The organism is Massilia polaris, from assembly GCF_012927275.1.
Taxonomy (GTDB): domain Bacteria; phylum Pseudomonadota; class Gammaproteobacteria; order Burkholderiales; family Burkholderiaceae_D; genus Telluria_A; species Telluria_A polaris.
Genome location: NZ_JABBGG010000018.1, coordinates 1 through 22,119, shown reverse-complemented (window position 1 = coordinate 22,119; position 22,119 = coordinate 1). Strand labels below are relative to the sequence as shown.

The 22,119-nt window shown below is 61.6% G+C and carries 19 protein-coding genes and 4 pseudogenes; 21 read left to right on the top strand and 2 right to left on the bottom strand.

Translation table 11 applies throughout. The annotated features are described in order from the left end of the window. Positions 1-63 precede the first annotated feature (63 nt). Positions 64-249 (top strand): annotated as a pseudogene (locus HHL21_RS20650) (epoxide hydrolase); the annotation flags it as partial. A gap of 146 nt (positions 250-395) precedes the next feature. On the opposite strand, the pseudogene HHL21_RS20645 reads toward HHL21_RS20650, so the two are convergent. Continuing rightward, positions 396-522 (bottom strand): annotated as a pseudogene (locus tag HHL21_RS20645) (IS3 family transposase); the annotation flags it as partial. A 325-nt stretch (positions 523-847) separates the two neighbouring features. On the opposite strand from HHL21_RS20645, the gene HHL21_RS20640 reads away from it, so the two are divergent. The 3 genes and pseudogenes from HHL21_RS20640 (at position 848) to HHL21_RS20630 (ending at position 2,405) form a co-directional block, all read left to right on the top strand. Continuing rightward, on the top strand, positions 848-1,303 hold the full coding sequence (locus tag HHL21_RS20640) for an Ohr family peroxiredoxin (protein ID WP_169469428.1): 456 nt from the start codon (positions 848-850) through the stop codon (positions 1,301-1,303). Between the two features lie 64 nt (positions 1,304-1,367). Next, positions 1,368-1,874, top strand: coding sequence for a peptide-methionine (S)-S-oxide reductase MsrA (msrA, locus tag HHL21_RS20635; RefSeq protein WP_169469426.1), 507 nt, complete (start codon positions 1,368-1,370; stop codon positions 1,872-1,874). A gap of 64 nt (positions 1,875-1,938) precedes the next feature. After that, positions 1,939-2,405, top strand: a pseudogene (locus HHL21_RS20630) (MarR family winged helix-turn-helix transcriptional regulator). Positions 2,406-2,544: 139 nt separating this feature from the next. Here HHL21_RS20630 and HHL21_RS20625 read toward each other — a convergent pair. Then, positions 2,545-2,781 carry a hypothetical protein gene (locus HHL21_RS20625; protein WP_169469424.1) on the bottom strand — a complete coding sequence of 79 codons (237 nt, stop codon included), beginning with the start codon at positions 2,779-2,781 and terminating at the stop codon, positions 2,545-2,547. A gap of 128 nt (positions 2,782-2,909) precedes the next feature. Between HHL21_RS20625 and HHL21_RS21840 the strand changes: the two are divergent. The 17 genes and pseudogenes from HHL21_RS21840 to HHL21_RS20545 all read left to right on the top strand — a co-directional run. Then, positions 2,910-3,038 (top strand): annotated as a pseudogene (locus HHL21_RS21840) (alpha/beta hydrolase); the annotation flags it as partial. Between the two features lie 98 nt (positions 3,039-3,136). Continuing rightward, on the top strand, positions 3,137-4,321 hold the full coding sequence (locus tag HHL21_RS20620; protein ID WP_169469422.1) for an efflux RND transporter periplasmic adaptor subunit: 1,185 nt from the start codon (positions 3,137-3,139) through the stop codon (positions 4,319-4,321). 9 nt (positions 4,322-4,330) lie between these two features. Beyond that, positions 4,331-7,624, top strand: coding sequence for an efflux RND transporter permease subunit (locus HHL21_RS20615; protein WP_169469420.1), 3,294 nt, complete (start codon positions 4,331-4,333; stop codon positions 7,622-7,624). Next, positions 7,621-9,030 (top strand): TolC family protein, encoded by a 1,410-nt coding sequence (locus HHL21_RS20610; RefSeq protein WP_169469418.1) that lies wholly within the window; start codon positions 7,621-7,623, stop codon positions 9,028-9,030. Before HHL21_RS20615 ends, HHL21_RS20610 begins: the two co-directional genes overlap by 4 nt. A gap of 112 nt (positions 9,031-9,142) precedes the next feature. Next, positions 9,143-9,526, top strand: a complete 384-nt coding sequence (locus HHL21_RS20605; protein WP_169469416.1) for a hypothetical protein — start codon at positions 9,143-9,145, stop codon at positions 9,524-9,526. A gap of 80 nt (positions 9,527-9,606) precedes the next feature. Beyond that, positions 9,607-10,830, top strand: coding sequence for a TolC family protein (locus tag HHL21_RS20600; protein ID WP_169469414.1), 1,224 nt, complete (start codon positions 9,607-9,609; stop codon positions 10,828-10,830). Next, positions 10,827-11,375: a hypothetical protein gene (locus HHL21_RS20595; RefSeq protein ID WP_169469412.1), complete on the top strand. Its 549-nt coding sequence runs from the start codon at positions 10,827-10,829 to the stop codon at positions 11,373-11,375. Before HHL21_RS20600 ends, HHL21_RS20595 begins: the two co-directional genes overlap by 4 nt. A gap of 1 nt (position 11,376) precedes the next feature. Then, positions 11,377-12,495, top strand: a complete 1,119-nt coding sequence (locus HHL21_RS20590) for an efflux RND transporter periplasmic adaptor subunit (protein ID WP_169469410.1) — start codon at positions 11,377-11,379, stop codon at positions 12,493-12,495. Between the two features lie 7 nt (positions 12,496-12,502). Then, complete coding sequence (locus tag HHL21_RS20585) at positions 12,503-15,601, top strand: efflux RND transporter permease subunit (RefSeq protein ID WP_169469408.1); 3,099 nt, start codon at positions 12,503-12,505, stop codon at positions 15,599-15,601. A 55-nt stretch (positions 15,602-15,656) separates the two neighbouring features. Continuing rightward, a complete protein-coding gene (locus HHL21_RS20580) occupies positions 15,657-16,031 on the top strand; it encodes a hypothetical protein (protein WP_169469406.1) in 375 nt (124 codons plus the stop codon). Between the two features lie 66 nt (positions 16,032-16,097). Continuing rightward, positions 16,098-17,147 carry a DMT family transporter gene (locus HHL21_RS20575; protein ID WP_169469404.1) on the top strand — a complete coding sequence of 350 codons (1,050 nt, stop codon included), beginning with the start codon at positions 16,098-16,100 and terminating at the stop codon, positions 17,145-17,147. A gap of 371 nt (positions 17,148-17,518) precedes the next feature. Continuing rightward, on the top strand, positions 17,519-17,920 hold the full coding sequence (locus tag HHL21_RS20570) for an alpha/beta fold hydrolase (RefSeq protein ID WP_169469402.1): 402 nt from the start codon (positions 17,519-17,521) through the stop codon (positions 17,918-17,920). Between the two features lie 199 nt (positions 17,921-18,119). After that, positions 18,120-19,508, top strand: a complete 1,389-nt coding sequence (locus tag HHL21_RS20565) for an FAD-binding oxidoreductase (protein ID WP_169469400.1) — start codon at positions 18,120-18,122, stop codon at positions 19,506-19,508. 372 nt (positions 19,509-19,880) lie between these two features. After that, complete coding sequence (locus tag HHL21_RS20560) at positions 19,881-20,360, top strand: arsenate reductase ArsC (protein WP_169469398.1); 480 nt, start codon at positions 19,881-19,883, stop codon at positions 20,358-20,360. 47 nt (positions 20,361-20,407) lie between these two features. Further along, positions 20,408-21,127 (top strand): arsenical resistance protein ArsH, encoded by a 720-nt coding sequence (arsH, locus tag HHL21_RS20555; protein WP_169469396.1) that lies wholly within the window; start codon positions 20,408-20,410, stop codon positions 21,125-21,127. 55 nt (positions 21,128-21,182) lie between these two features. Further along, the gene (locus HHL21_RS20550) at positions 21,183-21,767 is read left to right on the top strand and encodes a sugar O-acetyltransferase (RefSeq protein WP_169469394.1); all 585 of its coding nucleotides are present in this window, start codon (positions 21,183-21,185) and stop codon (positions 21,765-21,767) included. A gap of 101 nt (positions 21,768-21,868) precedes the next feature. Beyond that, positions 21,869-22,021, top strand: a complete 153-nt coding sequence (locus tag HHL21_RS20545) for a hypothetical protein (RefSeq protein ID WP_169469392.1) — start codon at positions 21,869-21,871, stop codon at positions 22,019-22,021. Positions 22,022-22,119: the final 98 nt, after the last annotated feature.

Genomic DNA, 22,119 nt, shown 5'->3' with positions numbered 1-22,119 from the left:
TAATTTGAGTATTTTTACACGAATCCCGGCCGAGCCTCTATAAGGAGATAGCCATGAGCAAAATTGAAAGTTGCCGTCAGCGTCTTCCCTGACGAGCTCTATCCGACCCCGCGGAGTTGGGCGGAACGGGCGTTCCCCAAGCTCATCCACTACAACAAGCTCGACAAAGGCGGGCACTTTGCCGCATGGGAACAGCCAAAGATCTTTTCAGAAGAGGTTCGCGCGAGCTTCAGGTCGCTGCGCGCATGACTTGCTAGCGGAAGCGACGTGGATGCGTTCATCCACAGCAAGCAGGTAAGACACACGATGCGCTCTGTTGTTTGCCTGCTTGCGGCACGGTTGATGACACCGGAATACCACTGCTGTGAGCAGGGCAAGCCTGGCCTTCCCCATCGTCACGGACACTTGCGCCAGGCGCATTTTAGATTTCCAAACTGTACTGGGCTGATATAGCCGAGCACGCCGGCGTGGATTGTAGAAACTTTCGATATAATCGAACACGTCAGCAGGTAAATCATCCCTGCCCCAGGATCCGTCCTCATTGACAAGCAGACTTTCCGCGCTATCAGGCAACTGTCTGCTCGGCCTGCTGCCTATCCGTGCAATTGCGCCCTCTTCCTGCCATTCTGATGCGGGCGCTTATGTGCCGGAAGTAGGCTGGCGCCTTGCGGCGCGAACTACGCCGGTCGTAAGCAGGACCCTGTTGGGGTCAGGTCAAACTCGATCAATCATAAATCGCACGCGATTCACTCGCAACCGCTTGACATTCGTTTTGAACCCGCTATACTCCTCACATCGCATCAGATTTCATCGGATCCGATCAACTTTAACCACTTAGGAGTTCACCATGAGCAAAATTCAAAAAGTCCTGCTGACCGGCAAAACCCGCACCACGTCCGCAGACGGCCGCGTCATCGCTGGCGACCACGAAGGGAACCTGAACATCAATCTGTCCGTGCCCGGCAACAGTGCCGCCACCGTCTATGCGCTCGAAGCCGTCGCACCGCACCCGACCGCCGAGCAACTGTTCGCCGGTGCCTGGTCGGCCTGCTACATCGCCGCCGTCGGCATTACCGCCAAGGAGATGAAAGTGACCTTGCCTGCGGACACGGCTGTGGATATTGAAGTGGACCTGGGCCTGGGTGGCGCCGACTACTTCATCCAAGGCCGTATCAACCTGGTGGTGCCCGGCCTCGACCACGCGCTGGCTACCGAGATCGCGCACGCCGCCGATGCAATCTGCCCATATTCGAAAGCGACGCGTGGCAACATCGACGTGACGCTGAACGTTACTACCGCATAATGTGCTGTAACCCGGTGCGCGTTCGCGCGCACCATCGACCGATGCAAAAATGAAAGGGTGCAATATGAAAGTGCAAACTGAGACCGCCACCCTGGCGGGCGGATGCTTCTGGGGCATGCAGGCGCTGCTACGCCGCCAGCCCGGCGTGCTGTCCACCCGCGTCGGCTATACCGGCGGCGACGTGCCCAACGCTACCTACCGCAACCACGGCACGCACGCCGAAGGGCTCGAAGTCGTGTTCGATCCGAGCCAGATCGGCTTCCGCCAGATCCTGGAATTCTTCTTCCAGATTCACGACCCGAGCACTCCCAACCGCCAAGGCAACGACGTCGGCGCCAGCTACCGCTCCGCCATCTTCTACCTGGACGACGAGCAAAAGCGCGTGGCCGAGAACACCGTGGCCGACGTGGACGCTTCCGGCCTGTGGCCCGGTAAGGTGATGACCGAGATCGTGCCCGCAGGCCCGTTCTGGGAAGCCGAGCCGGAACACCAGGATTATCTGCAGCGCATGCCCAACGGTTACACCTGCCACTTCATACGCCCTGATTGGAAACTGCCTCAGCGCGCCTGATCCGATTGAATCGCATCCGCGTGGTGAAGTAGTTATACGCTACCACGCGAACAAAAAAATCATCATGACCAAAGCAAGCAAGGTAACCAAGGCATCTCAGCCGGAAGCGCGGAAACTCGCGGACTTCCTGTGCTTCGCCGTCTATTCGGCCAACATCACCTTCGGCAAGGGTACAAGCCACTCTTGGATGGGCTGGGACTGACCTATACCCAGTACATCACCGTGGTGGCATTGTATGAGGAAGCCAACCAGACTGTCAGCGGGCTGGGCGAGAAGCTGTTTCTGGAATCGAACACGCTCACGCCCATTCTGAAGAAGCTGGAGAGCGCGGGCTATGTGAGCCGGGAGCGCGACAGCGCGGACGAGCGCCATGTGCTGGTCAATCTCACCAAGGAAGGCCGCGCCTTGCGCGAACGGGCGTACAGCGCCGAGCTCTTCGAAGCCAGCGGCTTGAGTTTGGCAGAGTTCGGGGCCACGCGCGACGCCGTGCTCAAGGTGCGCAACAACTTTGCCAAGGCGCAGCGCAAATAGCGGACCGCCGAGGGCGCCCTCGCCTTCGCTCTTCACTCAAACCAAACCAAACGCTGCATGCTGTCCGTGCTGGCATGACATGGAAGGCGCCACGTGCCGCTACCGCGGGCCTGGTGATGCGCACGCCCATTGCGCGAATTCAAACAAGCGCCTTGCCGTCCAGCGCGCGTATCTGGTCCAACCGGAAGGTGGGACCATCGCGCAGTTGCAAGTACTCCGCGCCTTCGCGCGTGTACACGTCCGCGATCAAACCGCGCACCGTCTCCTCGCTTCCATCGGCCAGCACCACGGTCAGCTCGCAGCTGCGGCGCAGGCTGGCAAGCGCCAGGAATTCGTCGTGGATCGCACAGGAGATAGGTTCATAAGGCTTGTCCATGATTCCGTCCATGAAAATGGCTTGGGTTAAGAAATGTTGGTCGCACAACGAGTCTATCCCATCGTCGCAAAAACGCTCGATCTTTTGCGGAATGACCTTAAACAGTCTGTGTTCGTCGATACGGCCCCCGCATGGCGGATCGGCTCGATGCCAGAAAGATCAGTTCCTTGAAAGCAAGCCATGCTTCGTTGGCGTCCATGCCGGTCGACGTGGCGGCATTGATCGATGAGGCGGCAACGGAGCTAATGAAGGGCTAGCTTTAGTCCGCTGCACATTGCACATCTATGATAAATTGGGGCGCGACCCCGTAAGAATCCGTTATCCGCTGTATCACGCAGTTAGGAAGGTTCTCGCCATGGATGCTCTAGCCGCACGTCTCGTCCCGCTTATCGTCTTGGCTGCACTGACAGCTTGCGGTGCGAGGGATGATCCCTCCAAGCAAGCCGATCAAACACCGACCGTTTCGGTCGCGCCGGTCGTCAAGCGACAGGTTCAGGAATTCGATGAATTCACCGGCCGATTGGAAGCTCCACACACGGTGGACGTGCGATCGCGTGTGGCAGGTACCCTGGTCCGCGTCCACTTCAAGGAGGGGCAACTGGCCAAGAAGGGAGATCCGCTGTTCACCGTCGATCCCCGGCCTTACGCCGCTGAAGTGGCACGAGCCGAAGCACAGCTACAATCTGCACGTACTCAGTCGGAGCTAAGTAAATCTGAACTGGCGCGCGCTGAGAAACTGGTGGCCGTGCGCGGCGTCAGCGCACAAGAACTGGATCAGCTGAAAGCTGCCGCGGCTAATTCCGGTTCTTCAATCCGCGCTGGCGAGGCTGCGCTGACCCAGGCCCGCCTGAACCTCGAATTCACCAAGATCACCGCGCCGGTCGACGGCCGCACTTCGCGCGCCAATGTCACCGAAGGTAATCTGGTCAACGTGGGCGATCCGGTTCTGACCACAGTGGTGTCCACCGACCGCGTGTACGCCTACTTCGACGCCAGCGAAGCTCTCTACCTCAAATACATGCGCGCTGCCCGCGAAGGCACCCGCCCCTCCTCGCGTGATACTCCCAGCGTAATCTACCTCGGCCTGGCCAATGAACAAGGCTTCCCCCACCAGGGCAAGATGGACTTCGTGGACAACCGCCTCAGCCCGGCCACCGCTTCCCTGCGAGGACGTGCCGTGTTCGACAACAAGGATGGCCTGTTCACCCCCGGCCTGTTTGTCCGCCTCAAACTGGTCGGCAGTGGCAACTACAGCGCCACCGTGGTCGCTGACCGCGCCGTGACCACCGACCAGACGCGCAAGGTGGTCCTGGTAATCGGCAAGAACAATATCGTCGAGCAGCGCGAAGTGAAGCCCGGCGCACTGATCGATGGAATGCGCGTAGTCGAAGGCGTAAAGGAAGGCGAACTGGTGATCGTGGACGGCCTGCTGCGCGCCTTCCCCGGCGCCCCCGTCACCCCGCAGGTCCTCAAAGTGGATGACAAAGGCATGCCCATCCCCGCCCCGCCGCCCACCCCGCCCGCTCCGGCCAAGGGTTAAGGAGGCGCCATGGACATCTCAAAGTATTTCATTGAGCACCCACGCCTTGCCACCGTTATCTCGATCTTCATCTTCATGACCGGGCTGCTGGCAATCTTCCAGCTACCGATCTCGGAATATCCGGAAGTGGCACCGCCACAGATTGTGGTGCGCGCTCAGTTCCCCGGCGCTAACCCCCGCGTGATTTCGGAAACGGTGGCGGCACCGCTGGAAGAGCAGATCAATGGCTTGGAGAACGTGCTGTATTACCAGAGCCAGGCGACCGCCGATGGCAGCATGAGCATCACTGTCACCTTCAAGATCGGTACCGTACCGGAGCAAGCTGAAACGGCGGTCCAGAACCGCATCAACCGCGCCCTGCCCCGACTGCCCGACATCGTGCGCCAGATTGGCGTTACCACCGAGAAGCAGTCGTCCAGCCTGACCATGGTGGTGCATATGGTCAGCCGGGATAACAGCCACGACACGCTCTACCTGCGCAATTATGCCAACTTGAATGTGCGCGACGAACTGCTGCGCATCCCTGGCACGGGCACGGTCCTGTTCTTTGGCGGCGGCGATTACGCTATGCGCATATGGCTGGATCCGCAGAAACTCGCCGCACGCAATATGACCGCGGGCGATGTAGTGCAAGCGATCCGTGAGCAAAATGCACAGGTTGCCGCCGGTGTCGTCGGTTCACCGCCTGCAGTAAACAATACAGAGTTCCAGCTGGCCATCAACGCGCAGGGACGCCTGGTCAAGGAGGAGGACTTCGCAGACATCATTATCCGCAGCGACACCGGCACCGGAGCCTTAGTAAGGATCAAGGATATTGGTCGCGTAGAGATGAGCGCCAGTACCTTCGCCTTACGCAGCCTGTTGAACAACAAGGAGGCTGTGGCAATCGGTATCTTCCAGTCGCCAGGCTCGAATGCGCTTGCGCTGTCGGACAACGTGCGCTCCACCATGGCCCGACTAAAGCAAAGCTTTCCGCAAGGGGTGGACTACGACATTGTCTATGACCCGACCCGTTTCGTACAGACATCGATCGAAAAGGTCGTCATCACGCTGATCGAGGCCGTGTTGCTGGTGGTACTGGTGGTGATCATCTTCCTGCAAACCTGGCGTGCTTCGATAATTCCCCTGCTGGCCGTGCCCGTGTCAATTGTCGGCACGTTTGGCGTGCTGCTGTTGCTTGGCTACTCGATCAACACGCTGACCCTGTTCGGCCTGGTGCTATCGATTGGTATCGTGGTGGACGATGCCATTGTCGTGGTCGAGAACGTTGAGCGCAACATTGCCGACGGCCTGACGCCACACGCAGCGACACACAAGGCAATGAGTGAGGTCAGTGGCCCGATCGTCGCTATCGCCCTGGTACTGTGCGCCGTGTTCATCCCATTGACTTTTGTGCCTGGCTTGTCCGGCCAGTTCTACAAGCAGTTCGCTGCGACCATTGCCATTTCGACGGTGATCTCGGCAATCAACTCGCTGACCCTGTCACCCGCCCTGGCTGCCCTGCTGCTGCGCCCCCATGATGCACAGAAGGACAAGGTGATGATCTGGATGGACAAGCTGTTTGGCCGCTTCTTCCACTGGTTCAACTGCTTCTTCCAGCGCCAGAGCAAGAAGTACAGTCGAGGCGTGGAGGGCCTCCTGAAGCGCAAGTCGTTGGCGCTTGGTGTATACGGCATTCTGTTGGTTCTGACTGCGGTGTTGTTCGCGGCCGTGCCGAGCGGCTTTGTTCCTTCGCCGGACAAGCAATACCTGATCGGCGTGGCGCAACTGCCCGCTGGGGCCACCTTGGACCGGACCGAGAAGGTAATCCGCGAGATGAGCGATATCGCCCTCAAGGTGCCAGGCATTGAGAATTCGATCGGCTTCCCCGGGCTGTCGATTGCCGGATTCTCCGCTGCGCCGAACGAAGGGATTGTGTTCTTTGGTTTGGCCCCATTCGAGGACCGCACATCGGCGGCCTTATCGAAGGACGCCATCCTGGGCAAAGTGAACGGCGCCATGCAGCAACTGCAGGGTGCGCGCATCTTTGTCGTCCCACCGCCCGCTGTCGACGGCCTGGGTGCGGCCGGCGGCTTCAAGCTAATGGTGCAAGACCGCGGCGGCCAGGGCGAGCAGGCGCTGTACGGCAGCGTGTGGGGCTTGCTGGGGCCGATTTACGGCAACCCTAAGTCGACGATTGCGACGCCATACTCCACCTACGACATCAATGTGCCCCAGTTGTTCGCTGATGTCGACCGTACCAAAGCCAAGCAAATGGGGCTGCCGCTACAGTCGATTTACGACACGCTGCAAATCAACCTTGGTTCGCTGTACGTGAACGATTTCACGCGGTTCGGCAAGACTTACCAGGTCGTGGTGCAGGCAGATGCGCCCTTCCGTGCCAATTCAGACAACATCGCGCGCTTGCAGACCCGCAATGATGCCGGCCAGATGGTGCAACTGGGCGCAGTCATGCAGATCCAGCCGACGTTCGGACCGACGCGCGTCACGCGCTACAACGGTTTCCCGGCTGCCGACATCAACGGCGCGCCGAAGCCCGGCTTCTCCAGCGGCCAGGCGGAAAACGAGATCGAAAAAATGGTCCAGGGCCTGCCCCGAGGAATGGGCTTCGAATGGACCGATTTGACCTACCAGGACCGCCTGACCCGTGACGTAACGCTGCCCGGTTTCGGCATCAAGATCCCCACACTGGCAGCAGTGCTGCTCGTGTCAGTGGTACTGGTCGTGCTGGTACTCACCGCTCAGTATGAAAGCTGGAGCCTGCCACTTGCCATCATCCTGATCGTGCCGATGTGTATCCTGTGCGCTCTATTTGGCGTCTGGCTATCGCATTTCCCTCCATTCAGGCAGACGGGTGACCTGAACATCTTCACTCAAGTGGCCCTGGTGGTACTGGTCGGCCTGGCCTGCAAGAACGCCATCCTGATCGTGGAATTTGCCAAGGAGCTGGAGGAACGCGGGATGCCGATGGTCGAGGCTGTGCTGGAGGCATGCCACCTGCGCTTGCGCCCTATCCTGATGACGTCCATCGCGTTCTGCGCCGGCGTGATCCCGTTGATCCTTGGTAGCGGTGCGGGCAGTGAAATGCGGCGCGCGATGGGGATTGCGGTGTTCTCCGGCATGGTCGGCGTGACCTTCTTCGGCATTTTCCTGACGCCGGTGTTCTACAGCATGGTGCGCAAGGGCACGGCGAAACGACGTGAACACGCGGCCGAAGTGCGTCGCGCCGTGGACGCCGCTGCCCATCCCTTCCATGCCGGCATTGACGATGCCGACCAGCCACCAAAAAAGGGGGAATCATGAGTCGCGCGCCCTACTTCCTCGGCCGGGCAGGCGCCCTGCTCGCGTTGTCGTGCCTGGCCGCCTGTTCCCACGCGCCGCAGCTCGCGCGCTACCAGCCGCCTGCGCAGGCTGGCTTTGTCAATGCGCCGGACAAGGCGGTGACCGACGAGCCGGTTGCTGAATTCTGGCGGCGATTTGAGGACGAGCAGCTGTCGTCCCTCGTGCAGCGGGCTTTGAAGGCCAATACTGACGTGCGTACTGCTGCCGCCAGCCTCGCCGAAGCACGCGCCGCCGGCCGCTTTGCCAGTGCCGACATGTGGCCTTCCGTGAACGTCGGCGCCGGCGCCGCCCGCGTGCGCGCCAAGGACAGTAATGGCGAGCCGAAGACGGACAACGCCTATTCCGTCGGGCTGGATGTGCTGTGGGAAGTAGATGTCTTCGGCCGCTTGAGCGGTACCCGCCGCGCGGCGCAGGCAGGCGTGCTGGCGGGCGAGGCGGGCTATCGCGCAGCCCAGTTGAGCATCGCCGCCGAGGTGGCGCGCAACTACTTCAACCTGCGCGGCCTGCAGGAGCAACTGCGTGTGGCTGTCGCTTCGCTGGAGACCCAGCGGGCAGCTCAGCAACTGGTAGAGGCTCGTGAAGGTGCCGGGCGGGGCACGGCGCTGGATACAGAGCGTGCACGCGCGCTGGTCAACTCAACTGCCGCCACCGTGCCTGCCATCGAGTCCGCGCTGGCACGTACCCGCTACCGGCTGGCGGTACTATGCGGCTTGCCACCATCCGGGCTTGATGCCGAATTGCAGGTAGTGCGTCCCTTGCCTGGACTGAGAGTCGTCGACCTGGGCGGCATCGGCACGCCGGAAAACCTTTTGCGCCGCCGGCCGGACGTACAGCTGGCTGAAGCGCAACTTGCGGCGGCGGCGGCCAACGCAGGCGTGGCACGCAGCGCCTGGTTCCCGACCATAACTCTCGGTGGCACCATCGGCCAGAACGCCTCGCACGCCGCCGACATTGGCAAGGGCGCGTCATACGCCTACAACCTCGGCGCCCAGTTGGTGTGGAACCTGTTGGACTTCGGCCGCATCCGTGCCAGTATCGCCGCATCTGATGCAAGGGCCGATGCAGCCGTTGCCAACTACGAACGCGCCGTGCTTGCGGCGCTCGAGGAGACCGAGGGCGCCTTCATCCACTACACGCGTTCGCAGCAGCAGGCGGCGCTGCTGTACGCCGCGGTCATGTCGTCGGAACAGGCCGCCTTGATTGCACGCGAGCGCTTCGCCGTCGGCATGACCGACTTTCTGGTCGTACTGGATGCAGAGCGCGAGCTGTTGTCGGCGCGCGACCGGCTGGCGCAGGCGCAGGCGGCTGCGGCGGGATCGCTAGTGGTCGTGTATAAGGCGCTGGCCGGTGGCTGGGGCGGCCCCTGATCGGACAACTGCAGCGAATGCCGCCGTCACCGTTTCGCTTTATCGGACGTCGATATTTTTATCCTGGCAGTCCCGACTGCTATAATCGCGCCGGTATTCCCAAGGATTATTCGTGCGTCGACTCATCTGTATCGCCCTTCTGATGTGCCTGCCCTTGCAAAGCTTCGCTCTGCAGGTCGGCGCGCTCCTGTCCGGAGGCGGCGCCAACATGGCGCACCAGATCGAACACGACAACCACGTCCAGCACCATCACGATGGCGATGGCTCGGTCCATTACGACGATTCGGACGAGTCGGCGCAGCACGCCCAGGATCACACTTGCTCGCCGCAGCCTGCCGATCTCTCTGTCCCGAAACTCCCGAGCGCGCCTGAACAGCTCGTTTCGGTCTTGAAGGCCGAGTTTTCGCGTTTCATTCCCGATCCGTATCTGGACGATCCGCTTCGCCCCCCGTCCCCAGCCCCCGGCCAAACTGCCGAGGGATCGATTCGCACGTAATCGACACGCTCTGGGCGCGGCTTTCGTCCCGTCCGTTCGCCTGCCCTCGGTGATTCTATTGATCACCCGATGGAGAACCCATGCGCGCTTGTCGCTTGTCTTTATGCATTGCCGGTGCTGCTATCTTCCTGCCGTGTCTGGCAGTAGCCGCGCCGTTCGCGCCCGTAACCGGCGCCACCCTGAAAACCGTTATCGAGAATGCCTGGGCGCGCTCAGCCCAGGTCAGCACATTGGAAGCGCGCCAGGAGGAAGCGGCGGCCGCACGCTCGACTGCGCGGTCGTGGATCGCCGGAAGCCCGACACTCAGCCTGTCGCAACGTAACGATCGTTCGCCCAGCCAGCGCGAACAGCGCGAGTCCGAGCTGTCGCTCTCTGCGCCTGTCTGGTTGCCAGGTCAGAAAACAACGCGCGAGGCGTGGGCGGCGCGCAGCAGCGAGGAAGTGTCTGCGCAGCTCCTGCAGGCCCGCCTTGCCGTAGCCGGCGAAGTCCGTATCCGGCTGTGGGAAGCGGCCGCCGCCCGCGAGGTGTTGGCGGAGAAAGACGATCACCTCCACCACATGGAGCAACTCGCCGCCGCTGTGGCGCGCCGGGTCCGGGCTGGCGACCTGGCACGCAGCGACGGTTTGCTCGCCCAACAGGAAGTGCACGCCGCGCAAGTCGACGTTGCGCTTGCAAGGACCAGGGCGGCCGAGGCACTGGCGCGCTACCGGGTGCTGACCGGATTTCCCGACCTTCCATCCTTGGAACCTGAGCCGCTGCGCGATGTTGCCGAGCCGGTCAACGCTCGCCTCGCCGCAGCCCGGGCCACTGTATCGCGCGCGCAGGCGGGATTACGCATGGCCGAAGCGGCACGCGGCGCTCCGCCAAGCTTTGCCGTATCGCTTCGCCATGAGCAGGAACGCAATCTGGGCGAGCCGAACCGAAGCATCGGAATCGCCTTGCAGATCCCACTCGGCAGTGAGGCCCGCAACCGTCCCGCGGAAACCCTGGCACGAACCCAGATCGCAACTGCAGCTGCCGACGCTGCGCAAGCCGAAGCCAGCGTGGCGCTGGACGCGTCGTTGGCACAGGAACAGCTGGCGAACGCCCAGGCCGCACTGGACGCTGCAACCAGTCGCGCTACCGCGCTGCACGAATACAGATCACTAATCGAAAACGCGTTCCGCCTCGGCGAACGGGGTCTTGCAGAAGTATTGCGCGCGAACGCACTGACCCATGAAGCGGATGTTGCGGTGCGCCAGCAGCGCGTTGCGCTGGGCCTGGCACACGCCCAACTTAATCAAGCACGAGGAATTCTTCCATGAAATTTATAAACATACTCCTGCTCGCCCTGTGCGCAATGTCCCCGGCCTTCGCTTCGCCCGGCGCGCACGGCCCCAACGGCGAGCACCTTGACGGCCCGGCTGCAACGGCGGGCGGCACCGCGGTAGCGCGGGTTGAAACCTTCACCGAATCGTTCGAGCTGGTCGGCCACCTCGCTGGCGGCGAGCTGTCGGTCCTGATCGACCGGTACGAGACCAACGCGCCAGTATTAAACGGCAAGCTCGAAGTCGCGTACAAGGGCTTAAAGGCGCAGGCGAAATTCCATGCGGATATCGGTGACTACGCGATTGACGATCCGAAATTGCTCGCAGCACTCTCGAAACCAGGCTCGCATCCATTGTTGTTTACCTTGATCGCCGGCGACGAAAGCGACCTGCTCGAAGGCACGCTGGTCGTGCGCACAGAACCAACCGCGGAGCACGATCAATTTGATGGCTGGCCTTTGGGCATTGGGGCCGCGCTCGCCGCGGCAATCGTCGCCGCGATTGTAATTGCACGCCGCCGCCTGAACCGCAAGGAAAAATAAGATGACATCCTTCCCTACCCGATTTGCCGGCTTTATCCTGAGCGCAATGCTGGTACTCCCTGCGCTGGCTTCCCCCGGCGCCCATGGCCCAAACGGCGAGCACCTTGACGATCAGGCCACGGGTACTACTGGCGGGCTGGCCCGCCTGCCGGACGGCAGCGTCAACGTGCCGAAGCTGGCCCAGCGACGCATGGCGATCCGCACGATCATGGCGCAGGAGGCGGACCATCCGCTGACTGTCGAGCTGAACGCCCGTGCCAGCATGGATCCGAATGCAGGCGGCCGCGTCCAGGCGCCATTTTCCGGACGCATCGAGCCCGGACCCAATGGCCTTCCGGTTGCTGGGCAACAGGTTCGCAAAGGCCAGGTCCTGGCCCGCATCCGCCCGGTCGATGGCGCCATCGAGCGTGGCAATCAGGCCGCCCAGTTGGCTGAGCTTCGCGCGAATCGGACCTTGCTCGCACGCCGGGTACGGCGCCTCGAGTCCCTCGAAGGCACGGTGCCAGCCAAGGATATCGAGGCGGCAAGGGCAGAACTGACGAGCGTCATCGGGCGCGAACGGGCCGTAGCCGCATCGATCGGCGGTGTCGAGAGCATTGCCGCGCCGGCCAGCGGCGTGATCGCCAGCGCGTCAATCCTGAACGGTCAAATCGTGGAGTCGCGCGACGTGCTGTTCGATATCGTCGATCCCGGGCGTATGCTGGTGGAGGCACTCGCCACCGATGTTGGTCTTGCCGGCCGCATCACCGAAGCCACGCTGGTCCAGTCGCCCTCGGTGAAGCTAACCCTGCTGGGCGGCGCCCGCTCGCTGCGCGACGGCGCCCTGCCCATCAACTTCCGCGCAAGCGGCGCCGATCTCGGCCTTGCTATCGGCCAGCCTGTGACCGTTCTCGCAAAACTGAGCACCAGGGTGAGAGGCGTCGCGCTTCCTGCCGAAGCGCTTGCCCGCAACCAGGCCAACGAGACGGTCGTCTGGATCAAGTCAGGGGCGCAGCGTTTCATCGCACTGCCGGTGGAAGCCAAAGCGCTCGACGCCCGTACTATCGTGATCGTCAAAGGGCTCAGTGGCGATAACCGCGTGGTGGTGTCCGGCACCGCGCTGATCAACCAGATCAGGTAAGCGGACCATGTTCAATTTTATTGTTCGCTTTAGCCTGAGAAACCGGCTGTTTGTGCTTGCGGCCGCCGTGCTCCTGATGATCTGGGGCGCTGTCACCGCCTGGCGCACCCCGGTCGACGTGTTTCCCGACCTGAACAAGCCGGTCGTGACCGTGCTGACGGAGGCCGGCGGCATGGCGCCCGAGGAGGTCGAGCAACTTGTTTCGTTCCCGATCGAGACTTCGCTCAACGGCATGCCTGGTGTGACGCGGGTACGCTCGGTCTCCGGCGTCGGCCTGTCGATTGTCTACGCGGAGTTCGACTGGGGTACCGACCCCTACCGCAACCGCCAGCTGGTGTCCGAACGGATCGCTCTCGTCAAGGAACAGCTCCCGGACAATATCTCGCCGATGATGGGTCCGGTTTCCTCGATCATGGGCGAAATCATGCTGATCGCCTTGCCGATCGACGTCGCGGTCACCGACCCGATGAAGGCGCGCGAGTATGCCGACTTTGTCCTGCGGCCGCGCCTGCTGTCGATTCCCGGCGTGTCGCAGGTCATCCCCATCGGCGGCGAAGTGCGCCAGCTTCGGGTCGAACCCGATACTGCGCGAATGGCCCAGTTCGGCATTTCGCTCGACCAGCTTACCGGCGCGCTGCGTGGCTTCGCGGCCAATACCAGTGGCGGCTTCATCGACCTGAACAGCCGCGAATACCTGATCAGGAACCTGGGGCGTACCAATAAGCTCGATGACGCCAAGGGACTGGCTGTCGCCTACCGGAACGGCACGCCAGTGCTGCTCGAGCAGGTTGCCAGCGTGCGCTATGCGCCGGCATTCAAGCGAGGCGACGCTGGCTTGAACGGCAAACCGGCGGTCATTATCAGCGTCCAGAAGCAGCCCGCCGGCGACACCGTGCGCCTGACGCGCGACATCGAAACCGCGCTCGCCGAGCTGAAGCAGGGACTGCCCAAGGGCATGGCGCAGCCTGTCGTGCTATTCCGCCAGGCCAACTTCATCGATTCCTCGATCGGCAACGTGGTCGACGCGCTGCGCGACGGCGCCATCCTGGTGGCCATCGTGCTGTTCGCCTTCCTGCTGAGTGTGCGGACCACGTTGATCTCGCTGATCGCGATCCCGCTGTCGCTTGGCGTGACTGCGCTGGCCTTCCACCTGCTTGGCCAGTCGATTAACGTCATGACGCTGGGCGGGCTGGCGATCGCCATCGGTGAACTGGTCGACGACGCGGTAGTGGACGTGGAGAATATCGTACGGCGGCTGAAACAGCGTAGCGAGAGTGGCCTTTCCGTGCTCGAGGTAATCTGGCGCGCCTCGATCGAAGTGCGCTCGGGGATTGTGTACGCGACCATCATTGTCGTGCTGGTGTTTGTGCCCCTGTTTGCCCTTCCGGGCATTGAAGGCCGCCTGTTCGCTCCGCTTGGCATTGCCTACATCGGCTCGATCCTCGCTTCGATGCTGGTTTCGATGACGGTGACGCCGGCCCTGGCGTACTACCTGCTGCCGCGCATGAAACGCCTGCACCGGGGCGACAGCCCCGTTGTGCGCCGACTGAAAGCCTGGGATAGCGCCGTCCTTGACTGGTCGTTCGCCCGCATCCGCACCATCCTGGCAGTTGCCCTGATTGTCGTCATTGCGGCCGCCGCGTCGGTGCCGTTCTTCCCGCGCGCATTCCTGCCGGCGTTTAACGAAGGATCGCTCGTCATGGGGATGACCTTTACACCGGGCACCTCGCTGGCGGAAGCGAACCGGATGGGCGCGTTGGCGGAAACCCTGATCGGCCAGGTCCCTGAAGTGACCAAGGTCGGAAGGCGCACCGGCCGTGCCGAGCTCGACGAGCATGCCGAAGGTGTTCACTCCTCCGAAATCGACGTCGACCTCAGGCCGTCCGAACGCAGCCGCGAGGAGATCATGGCGGGCATCCGGTCCCAGCTCTCGGCCATCCCAGCCTCGGTAGCGATCGGCCAGCCGATTTCGCACCGCCTGGACCACCTGCTGTCCGGGGTCCGGGCCCAGATTGCGCTGAAGATTTACGGTGACGATCTGGACACCTTGCGCGGACTTGCCGACGGCTTGCGAACCGGCCTGGCCACGGTCCCGGGCCTGGTCGACCTGTCGGTGGAACGTCAGGTGCTGATCCCCCAGATCAAGGTGCACGTCGACTATCGGAAAGCGGCACAGCACGGCCTTGCCGCCGGACAGGTGCTGGCCGCGCTGGAATCGCTGGCGGAGGGAAGCCGCGTGACCCAGATCATCGATGGCGCGCGCCGCTTCGACCTGGTTGTCCGCCTGTCCGATGCGCACCGCACGCCGCAGGACATGGCGCGCGTCATGATCGACAGCCCCGCCGGGCGCATTCCGCTGTCGGCGATTGCCACCGTCGAGGAAGGCGATGGCCCGAACCAGATCGGGCGCGAAAACGGACGTCGCCGTATCGTCGTGTATGCCAATTCCGACGGCAGCAACATGTCCGACATCATAGCCAATGTTCGAAAAACCGTCGCCGATGCCAAGCTGCCGGATGGCTACTTCGTCCGTATCGAAGGGCAGTTCCAGGCGCAGGAGCAGGCGCAGCGGCTCATCGTCGGCCTGTCGCTGGCGTCGCTGGTGCTGATCTTCCTGGTGCTGTATTCGCGCTACCGGTCGTCCACGCTTGCGCTTATCATCATGGGCAACATCCCGTTTGCGCTGGTGGGCAGCGTGATCGCGATGTGGATCGCGGGGGTCTCATTGTCGGTGGCCTCGATGATGGGCTTTATCACGCTCGCAGGCATCGCGACACGCAATGGCATCCTGAAGGTCAGCCACTACGTCAACCTCTGCAAGTTCGAGGGTGAAACGTTCGGTTGGCCGATGATCGTGCGTGGCTCGCTGGAGCGTCTGACCCCGGTTCTGATGACAGCCCTGGTCGCCGCCTTCGCCCTGTTGCCCCTGCTGTTAGCCGCGGATGCGCCGGGCAAGGAGATTCTGCATCCTGTGGCGGTGGTCATTTTTGGCGGCCTGATCAGTTCCACGGTGCTGGACTCGCTCCTGACACCGTTGATCTTCTGGCTGGTGGGACGCAAGCCGCTGGAGGCGCTGGTTGCCTCGGACGAGCAGCAAGCGTATTGAAACATGGGCCAGGTAGCGGCGCCCTTCCCTGCCGCTACATTTTCGGAGAACTGGAATGAAGAAATTGATTGCACTCGCGGCTGTAGCAATGAGTCTTGCCCTGTCCGGCAACGCGATGGCGCATGGCAGCAAGGCCAAGCATGGCGGCATCGTGCAGACCGCCGGCGACCTATCGTTCGAGCTGGTCAGCAAGAACGGCAAGACCACGATTTTTGTCGACGATCACGGCAAGGATTTGCCGACTACCGGCGTCACCGGCACATTGACCGTCTTGAAGGGAACGCAGAAGACCGAAGTGCCGCTTGAAGCTGCAGGCGGCAATATGCTCGTTGCAAAAGGCGACACCGTCCTGACAAAGGGCAGCAAAGCCGTCGCCGCCGTCACGTTCGCGGACAAGAACGTGGTCAGCGTCCGGTTCTCGGTAAAGTAAGGCATGTCTCGGATGGCGGCCGTTGCCGCAACGGCCGCCCGCCCGCTTAACTCAAGAAGGCAGCTCATGCACCAGGGTGTCATCTACGCGCTCCTCGCCGCCATATCATTTGGCGCAAGCGCGCCGTTTGCGAAAACCCTGCTGGGCCAGGTCGAGCCGGTCATGCTTGCTGCGCTTCTGTATCTCGGGAGCGGCCTCGGACTGCTGTCCTGGTACCTGATCCGCATGAGCGCCAGCGGAGGCAAGCAAGCGCAGGGCGACAGCCTGACCGCGCGGGATCTGCCATGGCTGCTCGGTGCGACGGCGTTTGGCGGAGTCGTCGGGCCCGTATTGCTGATGGTTGGCCTGGCGGTAACGCCCGCCTCCACCGCATCGCTGCTGCTTAACACCGAGGGTGTCCTGACTGCAGCGCTGGCGTGGTTCATTTTCAACGAGAATTTCGATCGCCGCATCTTCGCCGGCATGCTCCTGATCGTCGCAGGCACGGCCCTGTTGAGCTGGCGGGGTGGGGTCACCGAGGTGCCGTGGTCAAGCCTGGCCATTATCGGCGCCTGCCTATGCTGGGCGATCGACAACAACCTCACCCGCAAGATATCGGCGAGTGATGCGGTGCAGATCGCATCAATCAAAGGGCTGGTTGCCGGCTCCATTAACCTATCGCTCGCGTTCGCGGCGGGACAGTCGCTTCCCTCGCTGAGCGCTGCGGTGTCGGCCGGCGTGCTCGGCTTTTGCAGCTACGGCCTCAGCCTGGTGCTGTTCGTTCTTGCCTTGCGCCACCTCGGCACTGCGCGAACCGGCGCCTATTTTTCGATCGCGCCGTTCATCGGCGCAGCGCTGTCCTTGCTGATGCTCGGAGAGGATCCTGCTCCAACGTTCTGGGCCGCCTCCGCGCTGATGGCGGCGGGCATCTGGCTCCATCTCACCGAACACCATGGGCATGAACACACGCACGAACCATTAGCACATGCACACGCACACCGGCACGACGCGCATCATCAGCATGAACACGATTTCGAGTGGGACGGGAATGAGCCGCACGCTCATCCGCATGTCCATGATCCCGTCACGCATAAGCATCCGCACACTCCGGACATACATCACCGGCATCGCCACTGAAGGGTGTGCGGTGTTGCACATTTGCTTCATTTGAAATCGACGTAAATGTGTGACGGTCCGGCGGTTGTCGGTCGATTTTGCAAGCTGCGAGGGAAGGCCGATGTAGCAGGCCTCCTGGCCTTAGATACTCCCTGCGCCCAATAGGCGTCGCTGTCGTGAGCAGGCTTGGCGACCGGCGAGTAAGAAGATCGCAAGGACTACTTTAACTCTAAATCTTTTACTACTAAAATAAATCCACCGGCGCCTGACCTTTCATCGGCCAAACGTGGCAAGAACCATCCCGAAAGCGAACAATTCGAAGGTGAGAACGATGAAAACGCTGACCAAGTTCGTATCGAGAATGGGATCAACAAGTCCAGGCAGGTGCTCAATTGGCAGGCCGCAGTTCAGTTGACGATCGCCGGTCCGCTACGTGGCGCGGTCAACCTGTCGATGGCTTCCTGCTGCTCGATCAAGCCAAGTTTGCCGCTTCGTTTGCAGGCGATATCGATCCAGAAAAAGCGAACTTCATGGCCGCCTCCCAAGTGCCTTGGGGCCTGGACGCACGGACCGGTGCAGTGAGCGAAGCGGCGTGGAAAGCAAAGCCAAGCTACTACCTGATCGCCAAAGACGACAAGATGATTCCTCCTCCGGCGCAGCAATTCATGTCGAAACGCATCGGCGCGAGCGTCGAGGAAGTACCGGGCAGCCACTCGGTTTACATTTCGCAGCCACAGGCCGTGGCCAAGCTGATCGAAAGAGCAGCACAGGAAATCGCAGCGAAATGCGATTGAAGTAGCCGAACGCGGGCCCGGACCCCGACGTTCCGGTCCGCCAAGGCTGAGCAAGGTTCGATCAACCCGGTACGGACCTACATCAAGGTCCGGCTGTGACCAAAAAGGACAACAACGTGTTGGCGCCGACACCGCTTGCAAATCGCCCCTGCCATCCTATTATGAAGGATCGTCAGCGAACCAATGCGAAGGGTATGTCATGACTACCGTAGGCGTTATGGAGATCGAAGAGCTCGAGCGCAGCCTCAGGGGCGCCGTGCTCCTGCCCGGCCAACCTGATTACGACGACGCCCGCAAGATCTGGAACGCGATGATCGACAAGCGCCCGGCCATGATCGTGCGTTGCGCCGGCGCAGCCGACGTGCGGGCCGCGGTCAACTTCTCTCGCGACCATGGCCTGCAACTGGCGGTTCGCGGCGGCGGCCACAACATTGCAGGCAGCGCCCTGGTCAATGACGGACTGGTGATCGACCTGAGCATGATGCGCTCGGTACAGGTCGCCCCGCATAAAATGCGGGCCTGGGTCGAGGGCGGCGCGACCTTGCGCGACGTCGATCACGAGGCACAGGCGTATGGGCTGGCAACGCCGCTCGGCATCAATTCGACCACCGGCGTGGGCGGCCTCACGCTCGGCGGCGGCTTTGGCTGGCTAACGCGCAAGTACGGGCTGGCGGTCGACAACCTGGTCTCGGCCGACATCGTCATTGCCAACGGCGAGCGGCTGCACACCGACATCGACAGCCATCCCGACTTGTTCTGGGCAATCCGCGGCGGCGGCGGGAATTTCGGAGTGGTAACGACATTCGAATTCGCGCTCCATGCAGTCGGTCCGATGGTCACCGGCGGCCTGATGGTCTTCCCATTTGCACAGGCCAGGTCAGTGCTAAGGAAATACCGCGACTACGTCGAGGCGCTGGATGAGAATATTTCGGTCTGGGCGGTGCTGCGCAAGGCCCCGCCCCTGCCATTCCTGCCTGCGGCGGTGCACGGAAGCGAGGTGGTGGCGCTGGCCTTTTTCTCGCCACTCCCATCAGAAGAAGTGAACGGCGCGGTAGCCGAGTTGCGCGGTTTCGGCGAGCCAGTGGGCGAACACATCGGCTCCATGCCGTACGTCGCGTGGCAGCAAATTTTCGATCCCCTGCTGGTACCGCCCGCGCGCAATTATTGGAAGTCCCACAACTTCAACACGCTAAGCGACGCCGCCATCGACGTGGTGATCGAGTATGCCGGCAATTTGCCATCTGAGCAGAGCGAAATTTTCCTCGGACTGCTCGGCGGCGCGGCCAATACACACGCCCCGGACGAGATGGCCTATCCGCACCGCGACGCGCTGTACGCGATGAACGTGCACACCCGCTGGCTCGAGCCCGCCGAGGATGCCAAGTGCCTGGCTTGGGCACGCGAATTCTTCAAGGCGGCGGCGCCGCACGCGGCCGGTGGCGTTTATATCAACTTCCTCAATGAGGACGAAGGCGACCGGATCGCCGAAGCCTATGGCCCGAACTACCGCCGGCTTAAGGAAATCAAGGCGAAGTACGATCCCGACAACCTTTTCCGCAGCAACCAGAACATCCGGCCCGGACCCTGAGTGTGGCTCAGGGTTGGCGTATCGCTCAGTTTTTCCAATCCGGCCCCATCAAAAAAACCTTCGCTTGGACCGATCTTATAAGCAAGCGACAAAAAGGGCCCTCGCTTCGGCAGGCAAGATGCTACTCGCCATTTCGCTCCTGCCGAGTCATCAGCAATCGCCGCGAGTCCGGTTGCGTCCGCGCATTTCACAGACTAAAGAGCGCGGCATCGAGAGTGAAAACTTCCCATTTCGACCAGGAGTCCGCAGCGGGCTCGTCAGTTAACACGTGCGCGTTGCTCACGTAGGAGCGTTCCTGGAAACATAACACCTTGGAATTCGTCAACCTTTCGACTATACTCGAATTATCGAACCGAACTCGCGAGGCCTGTAGTGAATGTTTTATTTTTGTGCACTGGCAATTCTTGCCGCTCGATCCTGGGCGAAGCCACGTTCAATCATCTGGCGCCGGAAGGTTGGCGCGCGATGAGCGCCGGCAGCCAGCCGGCTGGCTACGTCCACCCTCGTTCGCTCGCCCGCCTCGCGCGTGAAGGGATAGCGACGGAAGGCTACCACAGCAAGTCATGGGACAAGCTTCCCGCTACACCCGACATCGTCATAACCGTCTGCGCCAGCGCCGCTGGGGAAACCTGTCCCGCCTACCTTGGTCCTGTGTTGCGTGCGCACTGGGGCGTTGAGGATCCCGCCCATGCGACCGGCACGGGAGAAGAAATCGACGCTGCCTTTGTTAAGGCTTACCGAATCCTGCGGGCACGCATCGAGGCCTTCCTCGCGCTGCCGCTGGCCGAGCTGCAGGAGGATAAAAGCAAGCTGAAAGCTGAACTCGACCGCATCGGCAACATTCTTCCGTAACGCGAATTTTCGCCACCCAGGCATTTCAACGACATCCAAAGCAGAACATGGCGGAAAACTTGAACGACCTTCCAAACATCAAGCCGGCACAACTCGATGTTCCGGCAATGGAGAAACTCATCCAGGTCGGGGACCAGACTCATCCGCCGCGCATCCTGATGCTGTACGGTTCTCTGCGGGAACGCTCCTTCAGTCGCTTCCTGACCGAAGAAGCGGCGCGCATCCTCGAACATTTTGGCGCCGAGGTCAGAATCTTCGATCCGACCGAGCTGCCAATGGCGGGGAGCGTTCCCGAGAACCATCCGAAGGTTGTCGAGTTGCGCGAACTTTCATTGTGGTCCGAAGGTCAGGTGTGGTGCAGTCCTGAACGCCATGGCGCCATCACCGCCGTCATGAAGAACCAAATCGACTGGATCCCGCTCGAACAAGGCGCGATGCGACCAAGCCAGGGAAGGACCCTGGCGGTCATGCAGGTGTGTGGCGGGTCGCAATCGTTCAACGTTGTGAACACCTTGCGGCTGCTTGGGCGCTGGATGCGGATGGTCACGATTCCGAACCAGTCATCGGTCCCGATGGCCTACAAGGAGTTTGATGAGGCAGGACGCATGAAACCATCGGCCTATTACGACCGCGTGGTCGACGTCATGGAGGAGCTTTTCAAGTTCACACTGCTGCTGCGCGGCCGGACCGATTACCTGGTCGATCGCTATAGTGAGCGGAGCGAGCGGACGCTGAAAGCAATCGACAAGCAGATCGAGAGGATATAGTGGCCGTCTATTGCTCTGCTAATATCCAAGTGCCCTCTCCTCAAAATTAAGCCGGATGCGCACCGAGAAAGAAAAAATGCTCGCGGAAGTTCCGTACAATTCTGCCGATCCACAGCTGGTCGAGGAACGGCTGCGGGCACGCGAACTGTGCCAGCAATTGAATACGCTTTCTCCTCGTGCGCCGGAGACTGAGAGGCAGGCGCTGGTGTCGAGCTTGTTCGGCGCGAACACCAGTGCGTATGTGACGCCGCCGTTCCAGTGCGACTACGGCGCCAACATCGTCATGGGCGCCGGCGTCTACTTCAATTTTAACTGCGTCGTCCTTGATGTCGCCAGGGTATTCATCGGGAATAACGTCCTGTTCGGACCCGCGGTTCAGATTTACACGGCAACCCATCCGATGGACGCAGTACAGCGCCGCAGCGGGATTGAGTCAGGCAAAACGATTCGGATCGGGAACGATGTCTGGGTTGGCGGCGCAGCGGTTATCTGCCCGGGCGTGACGATCGGAGACGGCGCTATCATTGGCGCCGGGAGCGTTGTGGTGAAAGACATTCCTCCCGGCGTCTTCGCGGCAGGGAATCCCTGCACGGTCATCAGAACGCTCTATAGTTCATCGATCGGTGCATCGCTAGACTGATTACCAACAATGAGCGCCGAAAATCGGGGCTCATCGTAATGGAACGGGCTGCATCCTCGCCCAATCGCTAACCGCACAATCGAAGCCAAATGGAGTCCTCTATGAGCAAGATCGAAAACGCCCCGCAGACGGGCACGCCTCCCACAATTCATCCATTTCATGTCAACGTCCCGGAAGTCGAAATTTCCGAACTGAAAAGGCGCCTTGAAGCCACGCGTTGGCTGGTGGGTATTCCGGCCCATCGTGACCAGTGATTCCGGTCTATCGTGACCGGTCATTCTGGCCATCGTGACCACCCATTCCGGTCTATCGTGACCGATTTCGGCCGCCACCGGAATCAGCGGTCACGATG

Bases quoted from the DNA above. Each gene is read 5' to 3' on its own strand.
- HHL21_RS20640 (WP_169469428.1), top strand. From the start codon at position 848: ATGAGCAAAATTCAAAAAGTCCTGCTGACCGGCAAAACCCGCACCACG.
- msrA (WP_169469426.1), top strand. From the start codon at position 1,368: ATGAAAGTGCAAACTGAGACCGCCACCCTGGCGGGCGGATGCTTCTGG.
- HHL21_RS20625 (WP_169469424.1), bottom strand. From the start codon at position 2,781: ATGGACAAGCCTTATGAACCTATCTCCTGTGCGATCCACGACGAATTC.
- HHL21_RS20620 (WP_169469422.1), top strand. From the start codon at position 3,137: ATGGATGCTCTAGCCGCACGTCTCGTCCCGCTTATCGTCTTGGCTGCA.
- HHL21_RS20615 (WP_169469420.1), top strand. From the start codon at position 4,331: ATGGACATCTCAAAGTATTTCATTGAGCACCCACGCCTTGCCACCGTT.
- HHL21_RS20610 (WP_169469418.1), top strand. From the start codon at position 7,621: ATGAGTCGCGCGCCCTACTTCCTCGGCCGGGCAGGCGCCCTGCTCGCG.
- HHL21_RS20600 (WP_169469414.1), top strand. From the start codon at position 9,607: ATGCGCGCTTGTCGCTTGTCTTTATGCATTGCCGGTGCTGCTATCTTC.
- HHL21_RS20595 (WP_169469412.1), top strand. From the start codon at position 10,827: ATGAAATTTATAAACATACTCCTGCTCGCCCTGTGCGCAATGTCCCCG.
- HHL21_RS20590 (WP_169469410.1), top strand. From the start codon at position 11,377: ATGACATCCTTCCCTACCCGATTTGCCGGCTTTATCCTGAGCGCAATG.
- HHL21_RS20585 (WP_169469408.1), top strand. From the start codon at position 12,503: ATGTTCAATTTTATTGTTCGCTTTAGCCTGAGAAACCGGCTGTTTGTG.
- HHL21_RS20580 (WP_169469406.1), top strand. From the start codon at position 15,657: ATGAAGAAATTGATTGCACTCGCGGCTGTAGCAATGAGTCTTGCCCTG.
- HHL21_RS20575 (WP_169469404.1), top strand. From the start codon at position 16,098: ATGCACCAGGGTGTCATCTACGCGCTCCTCGCCGCCATATCATTTGGC.
- HHL21_RS20565 (WP_169469400.1), top strand. From the start codon at position 18,120: ATGACTACCGTAGGCGTTATGGAGATCGAAGAGCTCGAGCGCAGCCTC.
- arsH (WP_169469396.1), top strand. From the start codon at position 20,408: ATGGCGGAAAACTTGAACGACCTTCCAAACATCAAGCCGGCACAACTC.
- HHL21_RS20550 (WP_169469394.1), top strand. From the start codon at position 21,183: ATGCGCACCGAGAAAGAAAAAATGCTCGCGGAAGTTCCGTACAATTCT.
- HHL21_RS20545 (WP_169469392.1), top strand. From the start codon at position 21,869: ATGAGCAAGATCGAAAACGCCCCGCAGACGGGCACGCCTCCCACAATT.